Below are 16034 nucleotides of genomic sequence, written 5' to 3' on the forward strand. Positions count from 1 at the left end.
AAACCCATCAAGAGAACCCTCCATGCGCTGGATAAGATTCACCGATAGCCAAGGCACCCATTACGGCCTCGTCGAAGACGACCGGGTCAACCGGGTCGAAGGCTCCCCCTTCGACGGATACGTCCGCACGGACGAATGGGTCGATTTCCAAAGCGTGCGACTGGAAGTGCCGGTCATCCCGCGCACCTTCTACTGTGCCGGCCTCAACTACGCCGAGCATGCCATCGAGGCGGCCCGCAAGCGGGGCGAGGAACCGCAGCTGCCCAAGCAGGCAGACATCGGCTACCGCGCCAATAACGCATTGGTACCGCACGGGCACGAGGTGGTCATACCGCCCGACGCGCGGACGATCCACTATGAAGGCGAGCTGGTAGTCGTGATCGGCAAACAAGCCCGGCACCTGACGCCCGACAATGCCATGGACTGCGTGCTGGGCTACACCATCGGCAACGACGTGAGCGAACGCAATTGGCAACGCTCGGACCGCACGTTCTGGCGCGCCAAGAATGCCGATACGTTCAAGCCCATGGGGCCCTGGATAGAAACCGAGTTCGACCTGCGTGCCGCCCGGACTTGCGTGCGTGTAAACGGCAAGTGCACCACGGAATTCGCGACGGCCGCGATGATCTTCGACATCCCGACTTTCCTGTGCGCCATGACGAAGTACCTGACGCTCTACCCAGGGGACGTCGTATGGATGGGCACCGACGGCCAATCGCCCGACCTGCGGGCGGGCGACGTGGTGGAGGTCGAGATCACGGGACTGGGTACCCTGCGCAACCCCTTCGTCCAAGGATGACCATGACCGATCTCGAACGCTGGGCCGCCGTGACCGGCTGCCAACAAGCCATCCACGGCTTCTACCTCGCCCTGGACGGCGGCGATTTCGACGCCGTCGCGGCCTGCATGGCCGAACGAGGCGTCTGGCATCGCCAGGGCCGGGCCCTGCAGGGGCCGGCCGAAGTTCGCCAGGCATTGGCGGATCGCCCTGCCGGGCGCACCACGGCCCATCTGGTGCAGAACCTCGTCATTGACGTCGAGGCGCCGGACCGTGCCTGTGCGCGCTACATGACGCTGGTCTATCGGGTCGATGCGCCGGCCGCGCCGACTGGCCCCGTGCCCCTGCCACCGCCCCTGTCCATCACGTTTTATCGCGAACGCCTCTCCCGGGCAGCAGACGGACGCTGGCTGGTAGAAGAAAAGCGTGGACAGCGCCGCTTCGGAAACTAAATAAAAAAACTCGTCTTGCCGCACGGGCAAGACGAGTTTCTGGCAATCACCCCTGCGTTATTGCAGCGTGTTCTTGGTCTGCTGCAGCAACGCCTTGTATTGCGTAGTGTCGCGCACGAGCAGTTGACGCAGTTCCTCGGCGGACGTGGTGCGCACTTCCATTCCCTGCGCAGCCAGCGTCTGGATGATCTTCGGCGACTTGCCGGCCTTGACCAAGGCTTCGTTCAAGCGCTGGGCCACCGGCCCAGGCGTGCCGGCGGGAGCAAGGATAGCCTGCCAGGTTTCGGCCTGGAAGCCCTTGAGCCCGCTTTCGTCCACGGTCGGCACATTGGGCGTGGCGGGCGAACGGCTCAAGCCCGTCGTCGCGATCAGCACCAGCCTGCCTTCGGCAACATGTTCCATGTTGCCGACCAGCGAGCTGAACATGACGTCGACCCGCCCGGCCAGCAGGTCCGCCATGGCGGGACCCGTGCCCTTGTACGGGACATGCACCATCTTGATTCCGGCGGCCTTGGCAAAGGCCTCGCCGGCCAAGTGCTGGGCGGAGCCGTTGCCCGACGAGGCGAAATTGATCTTGCCCGGATTGGCCTTGGCGTACTCAATGAACTCCTTGACCGTGCGAAGCTTGAGGCCGGGCGTCACGAGAATGCCCAGCGATTGCACAGTTGCCTGGCCGATGGGCTGGAAGTCCGCCACCGGGTCGTAAGTCTTGGTGTCGTGCAGCAACGGCGTGATCACGAAGGCATTGGTGCCGAACAACAGCGTGTAGCCGTCCGGCGCGGAACGCCGGACCGACTCGGTGCCCACCAACGTGCCGCCGCCGGCCCGGTTCTCGAGCACGACGGACTGCCCCAGGATTTCGGACATTTCTTGGGCGAACATGCGACCAACGATGTCGGTCGCGCCGCCCGGGGCATAGGCCACGACCATGCGCAGGGGATGGGTCGGGAAATTCTGCGCGGCCGCGGGCGCGGCCACGGTTCCAGCCGCGGCGAACGCGAACGCCAGGGCGGCGAATCGACGGCGGGCGAAGGAGGAGGGAGGTTGGAACATGACGAGTCTCCGGATATATAGGACGGACGCCCTGTGCTCAGCAACGGCATGGCGCCGGAATAGGGGTGATGTCGGTTTCGAAACAATGAACGAGGGGATTATTCGTGCGCAGGCGCTGATCAACAAGGCAGCGGTGCTAAATTTGAAATTTCCCAAGAAGAAACGATCAAGGACGCGGGCTTGGATCAACTCAGCTGCCTACGCATGTTCGTCGAAGTGGCCCGGCGCAATAGCTTCGCCGGCGCCGCCCAACATTTCGGCGTATCCCGGGCCACCTGCACGAAACAGGTCGCGTGGCTGGAACGGTCGCTGGGCGTCAAGCTGCTCAACCGCACCACGAAGCAGCTCGGACTGACGCCGGCGGGACTGCAAGTCCTGGAGAACGGGCTGGAGCTCCTCAAGCGCTACGACGACCTGCGCGAATCCGTGCTCGATCTGTCGCGCGACGTCTCCGGCGTCGTGAGGGTGGGCGTGCCTCCCGCCTTCGGCACGCAGCGCCTGCTGCCCGTCATCTATGAATTCCACGAGCGCTACCCTGACGTCCAGATCGCACTCAGCCTGCTCACGGTCCGTAAACAGGAAACCTTCGTCGAGCAAGGCCTGGACGTGGGCATCATCATCGTGCCCGTCCTGAAGGACGCGAGCTTCATCGCCATTCCGCTCGCCCAAGCCCCCCAAGCGCTGGTCGCCTCCCCGGCCTATCTCGCCAAGACCGGCCCGCTGGCACATCCCAGCGATCTCCAGCATTGCAAATGCTTGGTCAACTGGAACAAATCGCCTACCGCCACCTGGAACTTCAAGGGGCCGGAAGGGCCGGTCTCCGTCCGCGTCCAAGGCCCGCTGCGCTCGGACTTCGGCGATGCGCTGAAGGAAGCGGCGCTGGCCGGCATGGGCATTTCCATGCATCCGTACTACATGGTGGCAGAAGAAATCGAACGAGGCGAACTGCAGGTCGTCCTTCCCGATTATGTTCCTTCGGGCCTGGACGTCTACGCCATTTACTCTTCGCGCAAGAATCTGCCCATGCGGGTCCAGGTTTTCCTCGAATTCCTCAAGGAATGGGCCAAGACCCCGAAGTCATGGAGCAAGGGCCTGGCGGACTGACGCCGTTCTGCTGCATTGGCGCCACTTGACTTTTCGCGCGCCGGAGAGCGTAATACATAGCTAGCTATGTATTAAACGACGGAGACAGGCATGAACCCCTCCCCGCTACGCGTGGTGGCCCTGGGCGGCACCACCCGTCCCGACTCGTCCACCGAACGCGCCCTGCGCCATGCGCTCGACGCGGTCGCCGAAGCGGGCGCACAAGTCGTCCTGCTCACGGGCGACGATCTGGTCCTGCCGATGTATGCACCGCACGACCCGAGCCGCACGCCGGCCGCACTGCGCCTCGTCGCCGAGCTGCGGCGCGCCGACGGTGTCATCATCGCTTCGCCTGGCTACCACGGCAGCCTGTCCGGTCTCATCAAGAACGCGCTGGACTATGTCGAAGACCTGCGCAACGACGCCCGCCCCTACCTGAGCGGGCGCGCCGTGGGTTGCATCGCGAACGCGGCTGGCTGGCAAGGCGCCGTCACCACGCTGGGCGCGCTGCGCGACATCGTACATGCGCTGCGCGGCTGGCCCACGCCCCTCGGCGTCTGCATCGGCGGCACCGAGCCGGCGTTCGCGCCAGACGGTCGGTGCATCGACGCCCGCGTTGACGAACAACTGCGCACGCTGGGCCGTGAGGTCTTCGAATTCGCCCATCGCATGCGCGCCCACCAGGCTTGCAACCCTAGCGCGGTACGCGCTGCCGCCTGAAGCGGCGCTGCCGACACCGTTCCATCGAGGAGACATCCATGACCGCAATGGACGCGTCAACCTTGCGCGTGCGCGATACTGCGCTGCGCATTTCGCGCGCCGGCCGAGGCCAGCCGCTATTGTTCCTGCACGGGCCGGCCGGGCTGGCCGAATCGCAGCCCTTGGTCGAGGCGCTCGCCGCGCACTACGATTGCCATGCGCCCGAACACCCCGGCTACGGCGGCAGCCCCGTGCCCCCGTGGCTGGACAACGTCCGGGATCTCGCGAACTTTTATCTCGACTACCTCGACCAGCAGAAGCTGAGCGGGGTGCACTTGGTCGGATACGACCTGGGCGGCTGGATCGCGGCGGAACTGGCCGTGCGCAACGGCCATGCGCTGGCCTCGCTCACCCTGATCTCGGCCCAGGGCATCCACGTGCCGGGCGTGCCCACGATCGACGTATTCCTGCGCACGGACGAAGAGCTGGTGCGCGACACCTATCACGACCCGGCCCTGGCCGAGAAGGTGCTGGAGCGCAAGCCGACCGAAGAAGAGCTGGACCTGGCCGTGCGCAATAAGGAGATCACGGCACGCCTGACGTGGCAGCCCCGTGGCCACGACCCGGACCTCGCCAAATGGCTGCACCGCATCACCGTTCCGACGCTCGTCCTTTGGGGTGCGAATGACCGCATCCTCCCCGCTGAATACGGCCGCTCCTGGCGCGACCGCATCGCCCGCGCCAACCTGGTCGAACTCGGCGAGTGCGGCCATGCACCGCATCTCGAACGCACGGCCGAGACCGTGGCCGCGCTGACACGATTCACCGCCTCGATCGGGAGCCCCGCATGAAGTTCTTCAATTTCCACCTGATGCCCTATCGCCATGCGGACCTGGAAGCGATCCAGAAAAACGGTTCGGCGTGGGTGACGTTCTCTAATAGCCACTACGATCCGAAGCTGGGTGCAGAGCTCTACCACGAGTATCTGGACCAGATGGAATTCGCGGATCGCCTCGGCTTCGACGGGGTGTGCCTGAACGAGCACCACCAAACCGCCTACGGCATGATGCCGATCCCGGGCGTGCTGGCCGGCGCACTGGCCCGCAGCGTGAAACGGGCGCAGATCGCCGTCTTGGGCCGCGCATTGCCGCTACTGAACAATCCGCTGATGGTGGCCGAAGAATTCGCCATCCTGGACAACCTGACGCGGGGCCGCTTCATCGCGGGTTTCGTACGCGGCATCGGCGCCGAATACCACGCGATGGGCATCAACCCGGCCGAATCGCAGGCGCGCTTTCTCGAAGCACACGACCTCATCGTGCGGGGATGGACCGAACCTGGACCGTTCTCCTACACGGGCAAGTACTACCAATTCCAGTACGTGAACCCGTGGCCCCGGCCCTACCAGGCCCCCCATCCGCCAATCTGGGTGCCTTCGCAGGGATCGAGCAGCACGATCCGCTGGGCCGCGGAACGCCGGTATACCTATTGCCAGACCCTGAGCCCCATCCTCACGGTCAAGAAATTCTTCGACATGTACCGGGAGGAAGCGCGCAAGGCCGGCTATGAGGCAAGCCAGGACCAACTCGCGTGGTCGAACTGCATCTACGTGGCCGAAACCGATGCACGCGCGATGGCCGAAGCCAAGCCGCACCTGGAAGCACTCATGACGCGCCTGCTGAAGATGCCTATGGAAATGCTGCTGCCGCCGGGCTACACCAACATCGAAGCCATGAAGCGCATCAAGTCGACGCGCGCAGTGGGTTCCAAGCCGCAGTCGGCGGAAGACCTGGTGAAATCTGGCTTGGTCATCATCGGCAGCCCGGCCACCGTACGCGAGAAACTGGCCGAGTACCAGGAACTGGCGGGCTTTGGCACGACGCTGACCAAGACCCAGTTCGGCACCATGCCCGACGACATGGTGCGCGCCAACATGCAGGCCATCGCAGAGGAGGTCATCCCCCACTTCAGAGACGCAGCCTGATCACGTTCACGTCCGCTTGCGCCGCGGCGCGTCCCCTGCACGAGGGCGCGCGCCGCGGCGCAGGCGCATCTTTTTGAGCAGTCGTAGCCACGAAATAACGAGGAGACAACTATGACTTTCATCGCTGCGCGCGGCTTCGCATCATGCCTGGCCATTGCTGGCGTACTGCTGGCGCCCGCCGCTTACGCGGATCCGGCCGCCAACTACCCCGACCGTCCGGTCAAGCTGGCACTGCCTTTCCCACCCGGCGGCTCGGCCGACACCATTACCCGCGCCATGGCCGAAAGGTTGCAGGCCCAGCTGAATCAGCCTTTCCTGATCGAGAACCGTCCCGGCGCGGCCGGCAACGTCGCCACGCGCTACGTCGCCAAGGCTCCTGCCGACGGCTACAACCTGCTGGTCGGGGTCACGGGAGCGCTGGTGATCAACCCCAATCTCTACAAACTGGACTACGATCCTGCGAAAGACTTCGTCGGCATCTCCATGGTCGCGCGGGCACCTGTCGCCGTCGTCGCCGACCCCCAGGCCGGGATCCATAGCATCAAGGACCTCATCGAGCGGGCCAAGGCGCAGCCCGGTGCACTGACCTACGCCACCAACGGCGTAGGCACGAGTCATCACCTGGCAGCCGAACTGTTCCGCCAAGCTACCGGCCTCGACATGCGCAACGTTCCCTACAAAGGCACGCCCGAGGCGCTGCAAGACATCATCGGCGGTCGCGTGCCCATCGGGTTCATGGACCTGACCGCATCCATTCCGCTCGTCAACTCGGGCAAGCTCAAGGCCCTGGCCACGACCGGCACCCGCCGCTCGCCGGCCCTGCCGGACGTTCCCACCGTGGCTGAAGCAGGCGTGCCAGGATTCTCGGCCGATACCTGGGTGGGCATCTTCGCACCCAAGGGGACGCCCCAACCCATCGTCGACAAGCTGAGCGCCGAGATCCGGACGGCGCTGGCCCTGCCCGAGCTCCGGGCCCGGGCGCAAACGCAAGGGCTGGAAGTCGCCGGCAGCACCCCTGGGGAGCTCCACCGCTTCGTGCAGGAAGAAACGGTGAAATGGAAGAAGGTGGTGACCGAGGCGGGCATCAAGCTGCAATGACGCCTTGCGGCCTTACCACCCTGGCGTGAATGGTCGGTCGGGCAGGGCATTCGCGCCTACCGGCCGCTTTTCGTCATGTCATGAACCCACGTCATGGCCCCCTGCACCAGGGGTTCCATGACGATCAACTTATCGCGCACGAACAGCACACTATCGCCATCCACCGTCTGCCTAGAATAGCCCAGGCCCTGGACCGTCCAGGCAGGACATCCACGAGCCAGGCCGCTATTCACTCACGACACAAACACATAAATCGGAGACGGTGATGGCCCTGAATGCCCGTACAGCGATACTTGGCGTCGCAGTCTTGCTGGGCGCTCCCCTCGCGGCGCTCGCGCAACCCTATCCAAGCAAACCCATCAAGTTCATTACCGCATCGACCGGCAGCCCGCAGGACGTCATAGGCCGAATCTTCGCCCAGAAGATCACCGAGAGCTCCGGTCACGCCGTGGTCGTCGAAAGCCGCGCGGGCGCCGGGGCCCTGATTTCGATCCAGGCCGCAGCCAAGTCACCGGCGGATGGCTATACGGTCCTCGTCAGCTCCACCGCGTTTGCGGTCACCCCCTACCTCTACAAGGACACGGGCTACGACTCGGAGCGGGACCTCATCCCGGTGGCACTGCTCGCCACGGCACCCAATATCCTGGTGACCAGCCCCACGAGCGGAATCCGCACGCTGAGGGATGCCGTGGAGCGGGCCCGCGCGACCAAGGACCTGAACTACGGATCACCGGGATACGGAACGACACCTCAGATGTCGGCCGAATACCTGTTCAAGATCCTCGCCAAGGTTCCCGTCACGCACGTACCGTACAAGGGCATCCCGGCCACGATGCAGGCCACCATGGCGAACGAAGTTGCGCTTTCCGCCACGGCCCTGCCCCCTGCCGTGCCATTGATCAAGTCCGACCGGCTCGTCGGTTTGGCCGTGACGAGCAAGAAGCGCAGTCCCGCCGTGCCGAACGTGCCCACCATCGGGGAAGCCGGCTTCACCGACTTCGAGGACGAATCCTGGGTCGGCGCCTGGGTCCCTGCCGGCACGCCAGCCCAGGTCATAGAGAAGATTCGCAGTGAACTGTCGGCTGCGGCCAGAGCCGAAGACGTGCGCGCCAAGCTCGCCAACGTCGGCTTTGAAACGTCCGACATCTCGCAAGAAGCGTTTGCCGCAATGGTGAAGAAGGAGATGCAGAAGTGGGAGCGCGTCGTTCGCGAAACGGGAACCAAGATCGAATGATCCTGGCGTCCTGAATGGCCATGTGCCTCCCGCGGGGAAGCCGGCGGCACATGGCCCGGTCGTCAGATCGGCTCTGCCAGGACGGCCAGCGACTCCTCGACGAGGGCAGCCTGGGCTTCAATGGGTGCCCTCTGCTGCTCCAGGCGCCCGATCTGCAACGAGTTCTCCACCACCAGGCGGCAGCGCGCATACCGGCGCTCCATGAACCGCTCGAGCGCCCGCGGCACCTCGCCCTGGCGGGCCAGTTCCTCACTCAACACCAGCGCATCCTCGATCGCCATGCCGGCACCTGACGCCAACTGTGGCGTGGTCGGATGCGCGGCGTCGCCGATCAGCACGACCCGGCCGCTGAACCACGGCGCAGGCAGCAGGAACCCCTCCAGGGGGCGCCGGACGATACGGGAAGACTCGTTGAGCTGCTCCCGAATGGTGGCCAGCACGCCTCCATACCCCTGCATCAGTTCTGCCAGCCTGAGATGCAGGTCGGCATCCTCAATACGGTTCGGCGCCGGCAAGGCCTCGAGGAGAAACATGTACATTTCGGAGGCCGAGACCGGGTTCAGCCCCACCTTGACCGGCCCGCCAAGGAAGAAATGCCGGCGATCGATGCCGGGTGCGCGCGGGATCACGAGGCGCCACGCGCACTGGCCCGTGAATTCGGGCCCTGGAGCGTCCGGAAAGATCAGCGTGCGCGTCCGGGAAAAGATGCCATCGGCACCGATGACAAGGTCATACCGATCTTCCATGCCATCGGAAAACCGCACGGTCACATCGCCCTCGTTCTGGGCGAGGCTGTCCACGGTCACGCCCAGCCTCACATGGGTGCCACTGTCCAGCGTCCTGCGTGCAAGGATCGCATGCAGCACGGGACGCAGTACTCCGCCGCTCCCGGGCAGGTCCGGGTCACCGACGACCGGCGTTGGGACGACCTTCAGGCGGTCGCCCGCCATGTTGCAGACCTGGATGCCGTGGCCGGTATATGCCTGGGACGCCAGTTCGTCGAAGACCCCCAGGGCACGGAAGGCGCGCAGCGTGGGACCGGTCAGCGTGATGCCCGCCCCGTACACTCGCCACTCGGGATCCAGGTCGATCAGGTGCACCTCGACATCGCTCCTGCGCAAACAGATGGCTGCAGACATGCCGCCGATGCCCCCCCCCACCACGAGTACCTTTCCGATGCTGCTCATTCTTGCCTGCTCCATCTATGGTGACCGGCGCCACCGGCCCCGTCACGCATGAGTCGCGGCAATTACGCAAGAGGGAGCGGCGCCCGTCAACGCCTGGGCCCCAGTGACCGACTCCCACTCAAGCTTCAGCGCACGTCCAGACAACTTCGCATCAACCTTCACGACCGATCAACTTCCTGTGCACGCCGGGCCAAGTCAAGCATGACGCCGCCTGCGAACATCATGGGATCCGATCGAGACGATGCATTCGTTTCAACATCGAATCCTGGAGAACGACCGTGACCGTGCAGTCCACCAGCGCCACCGTAGACGCCGATGTCTCTGGCCGCCCCAAGACCCTTGCCGAAGCCAAGGCCTGGATGATCAAACGCTGGAAGGCACGCGTCCACCCCATGAATGCGTTGCCCCCCGACGAGGGCGCGGCGTGGATCGAGGGGGTGACCGGCCTGGACGGAGAGTCCTGGGGCACCTACTGGGGAAAGATCGGCGATGGGCTGGAGGCACAGGCGCGCCAGGCACACCGGGACGGCGATACCGCCCGCGCCGTGGAGCTGTACCAGCGTGCCAGCGGCGCCTACTTCATGGGCCGTTTTCCCTGCCCCAACCATCCCGCCAAGCAATACTGCGCCATCCGTGAACGCGAGACCTACCTTGCCACGTCCTCGTACTGGGACATCCCCATCGAGCGCATCGTCGTCCCCTTCGATGGCCGCGACGGCGAAGGCAAGACGGTGCCGGTCCTGCTTCGGCGTCCGCGCGGCGTCGAACGGCCGCGGGTGGTCCTGATGTGGGGCGGCGTGGACGCCTGCAAGGAACAGATGACCGCCGCCAGTGACCTGGTGCTTGCACATGGCATCGCAACGGTCGCCATGGACAACGCCGGCACCGGCGAATCCCCGGTCCACGGTGTCGTGGATGCGGAACGGCAGTTCATCACTGTTCTCGATTGGCTGCGCACCCGCAATGACCTGGACGCCGAGCGCGTGGCCTGCCTCGGCCGCTCGTTCGGAGGCTACTGGGCAACCAAACTCGCCCATCTCCTTCCGGATCGCCTGGCGGGTGCCGTCAACTGGGGAGGAGGCGCGCATTTCATGTTCCAGCCCGACTGGGTCACCGCATCGCGCTATCCGGACAGCTACCTCATGGAACTGGTCGAAACCCGCAAGCGCATGCTGGGCGTGGAAACGGACGAGGACTACGTCGCCGCGTTCAAGCGATTGTCACTCCTCGACCAGGGCCTGCTGGACCGCCCCTGCGCACCACTGCTGCTGGTGAACGGCAAGGAGGATCGCCAGTGTCCCGTGGCTGACATCCATTTGCTGCTTGAGCATGGTGATCCGAAAACAGTCCGGTTCTTCCCTGGCGGACACATGGGACTGACACCGCAAACCCTTCCCACCATCGTCAACTGGCTGGCAAAGCAGCTGAAAGGAGGCCATTGATGCCGAGCAACTGGCGGCAGCTCATCCCAACGGCCGACGCTTACTGGATGAATCGCATCCTGTTCGACATCCACCACCGAGAGGACCATCTGGAGCGCTACAAGCAGGACCCCGACGCCTACATGGCAGGCATCCCGCTCGCAGCCGAACTCAAGCGAGCCATCCGGGACAACGACATCGGCGCGATGTATCTCGCGGGGGTCAATCCGTACCTGTTGCGGGCCCATTGCCTCGGCTTGCACATACCGGAGCCCGTGTTCGTTCAAGCCATGCGGGAAGCGGGCAAGCAGGAGGAGGCATAACGTGGCTCGCATAGTCAGCGTGCATGCCGTCAGCCATACGCCGGTCATGCTCAATTTTCCCGATGCCATTCCCGATACGGACCGGGAAGCGATCTTCGCGGCCTTCCTGCAGGTGGGACAGGCCATACGCAGGGCCGATCCGGACGTGATCGTGGTCGTATCCGACGATCACCTGCACAACTTCTTCCTCGATAACCTTCCCGCATTCTGCATCGGCGCGGCGACGTCGTACCCGACCCCTGTGGAACATTGGCTGAAAGTGGACCGGCAGGTGCTCCCAGGACACCAGGAACTCGGCGCCCATCTCGTCGGAGAGGCCTTGCAAGCTGGTTTCGACCCCGCCCTCTCCATGGACCTGACCCTGGATCACGGCGTGATCACTCCCTTGCACCTGGCTGGCATTGCAGGCGAGGTTCCCGTGGTGCCTGTGCTCGTCAACTGCGTCCAGCCACCGCTTCCGACGATGGACAGGGCCTATGCCTGGGGCACGATGATCGGCGATGCACTGCGGCGGTTCAACGGAGCCGAAAGGGTTGCCGTGCTCGCGACGGGTGGGCTCAGCCACGACATCGCAACACCTCGCATGGGCTTGCTGAACGAGGACTTCGACCGGCGCTTCCTGGCGCTACTTGCAGCAAACGACCCCGAAGCCCTCCTCCGCCATGCCACCGACCATGTGCACGAGGCGGGAAACGGCGCGGAAGAAATCCGCACTTGGCTGGTCGCGCACGGTGTCGCGGGATCAGCCCCCTTCCGTTGCCTTTACTACAAGGCCGTGTCCAACTGGTACACCGGCATAGGCCTGGGCGGCTGGGACGTGGATTGATCTCTCCTGCGCGACGCGCGGACTGGCGCGCCGCCGTTGCCCAGGGCCGCGCCATCTGCTCGTTGCGTTGGCGCCCCCATTCCCGGACGGCTACGGAAAAGGTCCAATTGACGCGGCCGGCAACACCAACCGAAACTCCATGGGTTTCTTTGTCCACTCATAGGGCAGGGAGGTTAACGTTCCATGGCCGCCTTTCAGTTCATCATCGATGGTGAAAAGCAGCGCGCAGGCACCGCACTCTTCCGCAAGCAGATGGAAGAGGCGTTCGCCGTTGGCCTGTCCGTGAAAGGCAACGCCTATCACCCTTTCAGCACGCAGGTCAAAGGGTACAGTGGCCAACGCCTGCGCTTCGCGGCGCTCCGGTTCACGCCCCATACGACGTGTTCACCGCACGGCATGGGGCAGCGCTCGCGCCTTGTCATATCGCTGCACCGCGAGGGAGTCGCCATCGTCCACCAGAACGGTCGCGAGACCCGCATCGAACCGGACGACCTGTTCATCATCGATCCTGCCCAGCCGTTCTTCATCGAAGCGGGAAACGTGCTGGCCCATTCCCTCTACATCGAGCACGGCGCGCTGCGCGCCATCATGCCGGAAATCGAACTGCACACAGCGCGCCGCATATGCACCACGGACGGCGCAGGCGCAGTGCTGCGCCACACCATGGACCAATTGGTCGTGCAGGCCGATCGCCTGTCGGACATGGAAGCGGACCGCCTGGCCGATGCACTGCCGTTCCTGGTCGTCGCGTGCCTGGCCGGCTCAGAATCGGGAACCAGCGTCCCCCCATCGCGCCTGCGCGCACTGCACAAACAACGCATCAAGGATTACGTCCGGGACCACCTGCAGGACCACGAAATGAATGCGTCGCGCATCGCCGCCGCGGTCAACCTGTCGACGCGCTACGTGTATGAACTCTTTGAAGACGAAGAAGTGCCGCTCATGAAGTGGATCTGGCAGACACGCCTGGAACGCTGCCGCGCCGATCTGGCCAGCCCCTCGCTGCGTGCGCGCTCCATCGGGGAGATCGCCTACTTCTGGGGGTTCAACGACATCACCCATTTCAGCCGGACGTTCCGGCAACGGTATGGGACTTCACCGCGTGCATTCAGAAAGGCCGCCTTCCCGGCGGACCAGGCCCATTGAATCGGTCTGGCGCGACACCTCTCGCCAGCGTCCACCCCGCGCACATTCGGTTCCAGACACACGCACGCCAGGCATCAACGAGCCGCGGCCCGACCCAGTGACTGCCAGCCCAAGGTTGCCGCCGGGGCAGGGAAAGTCATTTTTCGTCCTGCAGGTTCTCGATCATCTTCGCGCCTATCCGCAGGAATTCCGCGACTTCGGCCTCGGTCAGGCCGACACAGGCGTCTTTGTAGACCTCGACGGCCGACTCGGTCATCACGGCCAGCATCTGCTTTCCGCGCTCGGTCAACGATACGAGGCGGCGCCGGGCGTCCTGCTCATCCGACACGCGCTCGATCAGCCCGTTTTTCTCCATGCGCGAAAGCGTCGCCGCCATCGACGGCTGTTCGACGCCCACCATGCGGGCCAGCTCCATTTGCGTCGAAACCTTCACGTCCCGGAGGCACCGCAGCACCGGAAATTGGCCCGGCATGACGCCGTGCGGAGCGGTCAGTTGCGCCAGGCGCCAAACGATGCGGCGATTGAGCGTACCAACGACGAAACCCAGGCTTTGCGTGCGTATGTTCATGTATGCGGAAGACGGCGGCAGAGCCGAAAAATTAGCACAACTCTGCGCCCGCACTACGCCTAATCTTCGGCGTGCGGCCAAGCCGACGGGCCGCCCCCGGCGGCTGCGTCAAGCCGACTGCAGCGCCCCCTCCGCATGCGCAACCCCGGCGCCTGCCTGCTGCTCCGCGTCCAACAACCGCTTGACGATACGGCGGGCCCGGACCGCCGCCGTGTCGATGGGCAGCAGAATAGGCTTCAAACTCATCAGGTCGGTGGTCCCCATGGCCCGCTGCACGGCCTCGAGCATGGGCTTGTCTTGTTCGCCGAAGCCCACGCGCTGCCAATGCGCAATCGCTTCGTCCATCTCCGCATCGTCGGTGCGAAAGTTTCTGCTGTGCGCAAAAAAGTAGTGCGTCGTGGTCTCGGTCTCAGGCGTCAGGATGTGCGCGGTAAAGCTCTGCCCGCCCTCTTCCCGCGGACGACCAGCCGGCGTGATGCCAGTGTCCAGGCGCAGCACGCAAGGCGGATCCCAACGCATGTCCATCCATTGGTCGACCGGAGACCGGCCATCGTAGCCAGGAATGCGTTTCGCGAACCAAGGAGACGGCGCGCCATTGGGACACCACAAGTTGCTGTGTACCGTGTTCCCGCTTTGCACGACTTCGTGCTTGCCCTTCAGTATCGCCTCGCTGAAGTGGAAGTTGGCGTGGACGAATTGCGTGTGGCTGAGGTCGAGCAAATTGTCTGTCTCGAGCTGGTAGTTGGCTCGGACGTGGAGATAGCCGTCCACGCGGCGCCGTGCAGGATCTTCCAAGAAAGAAAAATCCGGAATCTGCGAGGCATCCGCCCGCGAGGGCTCACCCAGCCATATCCACAGCAGCGTGTACTTCTCGACCACGGGAAATGTCCGTACCTGGGCCGCCTGGGGAATCTTGCCGTCGCCATGCGGATTGCCTACGCATTTACCAGTGCCGTCGAACCGCAGGCCGTGATAACCGCATTCGATGGCATCCCCCGTGACCCGACCAAGGCTAAGCGGCGCAAAGCGGTGCGGACAGCGGTCATGCAAGGCAACCGGGGTGCCGTCCTCCCGCCTATAGAGGACGACCGGCGTATCGGCAATGCGCCGGGCCAGCATGCCGGCGTCGATTTCGCCCGCCCATCCCGCCATGTACCAAGTGTTGCGCAAGAACATGTGTACCTCCGCTCAGTCGATCTTGATCCCGAGTCTCCTCACTATCGTTCCGTAGTCTTCGTATTGGGACGCGAAAAACCGCAGGAAGGCCGGCCTGTCCAGGGACCCCGGCTCCACGCCCAGCTGGGCGATCCGCCGCTGGGTATCCGGATCAGCCAGTGCGGCCTCGGCCGCGGTGACCAACTTCGCCACCACGCCTTCCGGTGTCTGGGCCGGGGCAAAGAGGCCATACCATTGCGTCATCCGCACTGAGCCATATCCAGCTTCGGCCGTGGTCGGCAGCTCCGGCAGCAGATTCGTGCGCTTGTCAGAGGTGACCGCCAACGCCTTGAGCTTGCCCGATCGGATGTAGGACAGCGTCGAAGAAATGGGCAGCACCGAGAAGTCGAGCCGGCCCGCGACCAGGTCATTGATGATGATGGTCTCGCCCTTATAGGCAATCTCGGTCATGGGCAGCGACGCCTCGCGGCCGAAAAGCTGGGACACGATGTTCGTGGTCGCGCCGGGACCGAGCGAGCCATAGTTGACGGGGCGTCCGGCCTTGCCGACCATCCCGACGAACTCGCGCAGGTCGGCAACCTCGCTCTGGGCGGATACCAGAAATACGTTCGGCGAAGACGCCACGAATGCCAGGCCGACGAAATCCTTCCTGGCATCGTAGGGAACACTCGCATACACGTGCGGGTTAATGGCCATTACACCCGAACTTCCCAGCATGACCGTGTACCCGTCGGGCTCGGCTTGCGCCGTGGCCCGTGCGGCAATCAACCCGCCTACGCCCGGACGGTTTTCAACGATGACGTTCTTGCCCAAGCGGGAACTCATGCCTTGCGCCAGGATCCTGGCGAGCAAATCTGCCTGGCTGCCTGGCGCGTTGGCCACGTAGATCGACACCGTTCGCGTCGGAAACTCATCGGCGCCGTATGCCGCGCCGCCCTGCGCGGCCAGACAGACGGCCGCAATCGCCATATAGACCCAGCCTCGCATCCCCATGTCTCCTATCTTT

17 protein-coding genes are annotated in these 16034 nt (G+C 64.4%); 12 read left to right on the forward strand and 5 right to left on the reverse strand.

Annotated features, from left to right (window positions below):
* The first annotated feature begins 22 nt into the window (after positions 1–22).
* Together Q0319_RS03430 and Q0319_RS03435 are read left to right on the forward strand one after the other, a co-directional pair.
* Positions 23–799, forward strand: a complete 777-nt coding sequence (locus Q0319_RS03430) for a fumarylacetoacetate hydrolase family protein (protein WP_299450916.1) — start codon at positions 23–25, stop codon at positions 797–799.
* A 2-nt stretch (positions 800–801) separates the two neighbouring features.
* Positions 802–1230, forward strand: a complete 429-nt coding sequence (locus Q0319_RS03435; protein WP_296463146.1) for a nuclear transport factor 2 family protein — start codon at positions 802–804, stop codon at positions 1228–1230.
* A gap of 57 nt (positions 1231–1287) precedes the next feature.
* On the opposite strand, the gene Q0319_RS03440 is transcribed toward Q0319_RS03435, so the two are convergent.
* On the reverse strand, positions 1288–2283 hold the full coding sequence (locus Q0319_RS03440) for a tripartite tricarboxylate transporter substrate binding protein (protein ID WP_299450919.1): 996 nt from the start codon (positions 2281–2283) through the stop codon (positions 1288–1290).
* A 180-nt stretch (positions 2284–2463) separates the two neighbouring features.
* On the opposite strand from Q0319_RS03440, the gene Q0319_RS03445 reads away from it, so the two are divergent.
* The 6 genes from Q0319_RS03445 (at position 2464) to Q0319_RS03470 (ending at position 8381) form a co-directional block, all read left to right on the forward strand.
* The gene (locus Q0319_RS03445) at positions 2464–3387 is read left to right on the forward strand and encodes a LysR family transcriptional regulator (RefSeq protein WP_296463150.1); all 924 of its coding nucleotides are present in this window, start codon (positions 2464–2466) and stop codon (positions 3385–3387) included.
* A gap of 90 nt (positions 3388–3477) precedes the next feature.
* A complete protein-coding gene (locus Q0319_RS03450; protein WP_296463152.1) occupies positions 3478–4086 on the forward strand; it encodes an NAD(P)H-dependent oxidoreductase in 609 nt (202 codons plus the stop codon).
* A 38-nt stretch (positions 4087–4124) separates the two neighbouring features.
* A complete protein-coding gene (locus tag Q0319_RS03455; RefSeq protein ID WP_296463154.1) occupies positions 4125–4916 on the forward strand; it encodes an alpha/beta hydrolase in 792 nt (263 codons plus the stop codon).
* Positions 4913–6049 (forward strand): LLM class flavin-dependent oxidoreductase, encoded by a 1137-nt coding sequence (locus Q0319_RS03460; protein ID WP_296463156.1) that lies wholly within the window; start codon positions 4913–4915, stop codon positions 6047–6049. The genes Q0319_RS03455 and Q0319_RS03460 overlap by 4 nt, the downstream gene beginning before the upstream one ends.
* A 111-nt stretch (positions 6050–6160) precedes the next feature.
* A complete protein-coding gene (locus tag Q0319_RS03465; protein ID WP_299450924.1) occupies positions 6161–7147 on the forward strand; it encodes a tripartite tricarboxylate transporter substrate binding protein in 987 nt (328 codons plus the stop codon).
* Between the two features lie 265 nt (positions 7148–7412).
* Positions 7413–8381 carry a tripartite tricarboxylate transporter substrate-binding protein gene (locus Q0319_RS03470; RefSeq protein WP_299450927.1) on the forward strand — a complete coding sequence of 323 codons (969 nt, stop codon included), beginning with the start codon at positions 7413–7415 and terminating at the stop codon, positions 8379–8381.
* Between the two features lie 62 nt (positions 8382–8443).
* On the opposite strand, the gene Q0319_RS03475 is transcribed toward Q0319_RS03470, so the two are convergent.
* On the reverse strand, positions 8444–9568 hold the full coding sequence (locus Q0319_RS03475; RefSeq protein WP_296463162.1) for an FAD-dependent oxidoreductase: 1125 nt from the start codon (positions 9566–9568) through the stop codon (positions 8444–8446).
* 278 nt (positions 9569–9846) lie between these two features.
* Between Q0319_RS03475 and Q0319_RS03480 the strand changes: the two genes are divergently transcribed.
* The 4 genes from Q0319_RS03480 (at position 9847) to Q0319_RS03495 (ending at position 13284) form a co-directional block, all read left to right on the forward strand.
* Entirely contained in the window at positions 9847–11010 is a 1164-nt protein-coding gene (locus tag Q0319_RS03480) for an alpha/beta fold hydrolase (protein ID WP_299450931.1), read from the forward strand.
* Positions 11010–11312, forward strand: a complete 303-nt coding sequence (locus Q0319_RS03485; RefSeq protein ID WP_296463166.1) for a subunit of meta cleavage enzyme — start codon at positions 11010–11012, stop codon at positions 11310–11312. Before Q0319_RS03480 ends, Q0319_RS03485 begins: the two co-directional genes overlap by 1 nt.
* Before the next feature lies 1 nt (position 11313).
* Positions 11314–12138: a 2,3-dihydroxyphenylpropionate 1,2-dioxygenase gene (locus Q0319_RS03490; RefSeq protein ID WP_296463168.1), complete on the forward strand. Its 825-nt coding sequence runs from the start codon at positions 11314–11316 to the stop codon at positions 12136–12138.
* Between the two features lie 183 nt (positions 12139–12321).
* On the forward strand, positions 12322–13284 hold the full coding sequence (locus tag Q0319_RS03495) for a helix-turn-helix domain-containing protein (RefSeq protein WP_296463169.1): 963 nt from the start codon (positions 12322–12324) through the stop codon (positions 13282–13284).
* Positions 13285–13420: 136 nt separating this feature from the next.
* On the opposite strand, the gene Q0319_RS03500 is transcribed toward Q0319_RS03495, so the two are convergent.
* The 3 genes from Q0319_RS03500 to Q0319_RS03510 all read right to left on the reverse strand — a co-directional run bounded on the left by Q0319_RS03500 (position 13421) and on the right by Q0319_RS03510 (position 16015).
* Positions 13421–13852 (reverse strand): MarR family transcriptional regulator, encoded by a 432-nt coding sequence (locus tag Q0319_RS03500; protein WP_296463171.1) that lies wholly within the window; start codon positions 13850–13852, stop codon positions 13421–13423.
* Between the two features lie 108 nt (positions 13853–13960).
* A complete protein-coding gene (locus Q0319_RS03505; RefSeq protein ID WP_299450935.1) occupies positions 13961–15028 on the reverse strand; it encodes an aromatic ring-hydroxylating dioxygenase subunit alpha in 1068 nt (355 codons plus the stop codon).
* A 12-nt stretch (positions 15029–15040) separates the two neighbouring features.
* Positions 15041–16015, reverse strand: a complete 975-nt coding sequence (locus Q0319_RS03510) for a tripartite tricarboxylate transporter substrate binding protein (RefSeq protein WP_299450938.1) — start codon at positions 16013–16015, stop codon at positions 15041–15043.
* Positions 16016–16034 lie beyond the last annotated feature (19 nt).

The organism is uncultured Pigmentiphaga sp., assembly GCF_937950555.1.
Classification (GTDB): Bacteria; Pseudomonadota; Gammaproteobacteria; order Burkholderiales; family Burkholderiaceae_B; genus Pigmentiphaga.

Excerpts from the sequence above, each read along its gene's own strand:
- Q0319_RS03430 (WP_299450916.1), top strand. The coding sequence starts at position 23 with ATGCGCTGGATAAGATTCACCGATAGCCAAGGCACCCATTACGGCCTC.
- Q0319_RS03435 (WP_296463146.1), top strand. The coding sequence starts at position 802 with ATGACCGATCTCGAACGCTGGGCCGCCGTGACCGGCTGCCAACAAGCC.
- Q0319_RS03440 (WP_299450919.1), bottom strand. The coding sequence starts at position 2,283 with ATGTTCCAACCTCCCTCCTCCTTCGCCCGCCGTCGATTCGCCGCCCTG.
- Q0319_RS03450 (WP_296463152.1), top strand. The coding sequence starts at position 3,478 with ATGAACCCCTCCCCGCTACGCGTGGTGGCCCTGGGCGGCACCACCCGT.
- Q0319_RS03455 (WP_296463154.1), top strand. The coding sequence starts at position 4,125 with ATGACCGCAATGGACGCGTCAACCTTGCGCGTGCGCGATACTGCGCTG.
- Q0319_RS03460 (WP_296463156.1), top strand. The coding sequence starts at position 4,913 with ATGAAGTTCTTCAATTTCCACCTGATGCCCTATCGCCATGCGGACCTG.
- Q0319_RS03465 (WP_299450924.1), top strand. The coding sequence starts at position 6,161 with ATGACTTTCATCGCTGCGCGCGGCTTCGCATCATGCCTGGCCATTGCT.
- Q0319_RS03470 (WP_299450927.1), top strand. The coding sequence starts at position 7,413 with ATGGCCCTGAATGCCCGTACAGCGATACTTGGCGTCGCAGTCTTGCTG.
- Q0319_RS03475 (WP_296463162.1), bottom strand. The coding sequence starts at position 9,568 with ATGAGCAGCATCGGAAAGGTACTCGTGGTGGGGGGGGGCATCGGCGGC.
- Q0319_RS03485 (WP_296463166.1), top strand. The coding sequence starts at position 11,010 with ATGCCGAGCAACTGGCGGCAGCTCATCCCAACGGCCGACGCTTACTGG.
- Q0319_RS03495 (WP_296463169.1), top strand. The coding sequence starts at position 12,322 with ATGGCCGCCTTTCAGTTCATCATCGATGGTGAAAAGCAGCGCGCAGGC.
- Q0319_RS03500 (WP_296463171.1), bottom strand. The coding sequence starts at position 13,852 with ATGAACATACGCACGCAAAGCCTGGGTTTCGTCGTTGGTACGCTCAAT.
- Q0319_RS03505 (WP_299450935.1), bottom strand. The coding sequence starts at position 15,028 with ATGTTCTTGCGCAACACTTGGTACATGGCGGGATGGGCGGGCGAAATC.
- Q0319_RS03510 (WP_299450938.1), bottom strand. The coding sequence starts at position 16,015 with ATGCGAGGCTGGGTCTATATGGCGATTGCGGCCGTCTGTCTGGCCGCG.